This is a genomic window from Pseudoduganella buxea (assembly GCF_009720835.1).
Classification (GTDB): Bacteria; Pseudomonadota; Gammaproteobacteria; order Burkholderiales; family Burkholderiaceae_D; genus Rugamonas; species Rugamonas buxea.
This window is the reverse complement of the sequence record NZ_WNKZ01000204.1, coordinates 1-1,718: the sequence shown is the minus strand read 5'-3', so window position 1 is coordinate 1,718 and position 1,718 is coordinate 1. Positions and strand designations below refer to the sequence as shown.

At 71.7% G+C, this 1,718-nt stretch carries 3 protein-coding genes; all 3 read left to right on the top strand.

Going from position 1 to position 1,718, the window contains the following annotated elements; genetic code table 11:
• Positions 1 to 630, top strand: a 630-nt coding sequence (locus tag GM672_RS28590) for an aldehyde dehydrogenase family protein (protein WP_503826365.1), incomplete at its 5' end; no start/stop codon positions are given.
• 103 nt (positions 631 to 733) lie between these two features.
• Positions 734 to 1,102, top strand: a complete 369-nt coding sequence (locus GM672_RS27570; protein WP_155473682.1) for a hypothetical protein — start codon at positions 734 to 736, stop codon at positions 1,100 to 1,102.
• A gap of 97 nt (positions 1,103 to 1,199) precedes the next feature.
• Positions 1,200 to 1,718: winged helix-turn-helix domain-containing protein (locus GM672_RS27565; RefSeq protein ID WP_211517455.1), on the top strand; the 519-nt coding region annotated here is incomplete at its 3' end.

Sequence of the window (1,718 nt, the reverse complement as noted above, 5' to 3'; positions counted from 1 at the left end):
GCCTGCGGCCTGCCGTCGGCCGCCTTCACGCTGGTGCCGGGTGGCCCTGCCCTGCTGGGCCGCCAGGCCCTGCGCGGCGCCATCAGCCGCGACGGTTTGCTGCACGGCGCGATCGGCGCCGGCATGATGCTGGTGGCGGAAGCCGATGCCCGTGAAGTCGCCTTCGTCCTGCCCGGCGCGCTGAACGGGCGCGCCGAATACCTGGGCCAGCAACTGGCTGGCGTGGCCGGACCCGGCGCACTGGTGGCGGCCATCGACGGCGCCGGTTATGTCGATTTGCGCGAGGCGCTGGTGGAGCGTGCCGGCATGGCGCCGTTCGAGGAAATGACGGCATCGGCCATCATCGCCGCGCCGCTGCTGGCGCGGCGCCGCCCCGGCTTCCTGCTGGTGCGCTGCGTCGACGCGGGGGAACTTGCCGCGCTGGCCGGCGTGCTGGGGCCGCAGGCCAGCGCCAGCGTGCACCTGCAGGGCCAGGACGCGGCGCTGGCGGCGGGCCTGCTGCCGGCGCTGGAGCTGATGGCGCGCCACCTGCACTTCAACCGCTTCGGCGCCGCGTTGCTGCCAACGGCGGCCGGCGCGCGCGACGCCATCGGACGCTTTCGCCGGCCCGTGTTCCACCATCCCGGCTGATCCCGGCGGCGCCCCGGTTAACAACACTTAACAAGGATTTATTGGCGCCGGCCCCGGCCCGATCCCTACAATCATGCCACCCGCTACCACCAAGAGCCGCCTGATGCCCCCATCCCCGTCACAGCGCAGCGCCGAGAAGGTCGGTGTCGCCCAGATCCGCATCCGCCAGGAAGCGGCCCGCAGCACGGCCGTGCTGGGCTCCTTCGTCGCGGCGGACAAACTGCTGAAATCCTGGGCCAGCGCTTCCCGTCCGCTGGCCGAATGCGAGTTCGAGATCCGCTACCTGGACGGCAGCCGCCTGAGCGGCCTGTATCCGATGTGGCAGAAGTGCACCACGCGCCAGTCGCTGGGCGCCTTCGTGCGGCGCGTGCTGGAGCACGAGGACGCCGCGCCCGCGTTCCGGATCGCCGCCGGCGCCGGGCCGGAGCGCTTCCTGGAACGCTACGAGGTGGAAGACTTCGCCGAATCGTAGGCGCCCGCGCCGCGGCGGCACGCCATGCCGACCGACGCTGTCAGCATAGTGTAATAATTCCCATTTACCATCTGGGTTCGCCATACCGGGAGAGCCCATGACCGTCCCAGCCTGTACGTGGCCGGAACCGTGCGTGTGTTTCGGTCCGTTCCGCCTTTATCCGCAGCAGCGTATATTGCTGGAGCACGAGCAGCCCGTGCGGCTCGGCTCGCGCGCCTTCGACATCCTCGTCGCCCTGGTCGAACGGGCCGGCGAGACGGTGACCAGGGAGACGCTGATGGCCAGGGTCTGGCCCGATACCATCGTCGAGGAAGCCAACCTGCGCGTCCACGTGGCCGCGCTGCGCAAGGCCTTGCGCGCCGCGCCCCGCTGCATCGACAGCGTGGCCGGCCGCGGCTATTCCTTTGTCGCCACCGTGCAGCGCCACGCGGCGCCGGTTATTCCGCCCTGCGCGCCGCCGTGCGCCACGGCCCTGGTGGGGCGCGCCGAAGCCATCGATACGCTCGCTGCCCGCGTACAGGAACGCCGCCTCGTCACCCTGGCCGGCACCGGCGGCGTCGGCAAGACGGCCGTGGCCCTGACCGTGGCCGCGCGCCTGGCCGGTCGCCTGCATGCC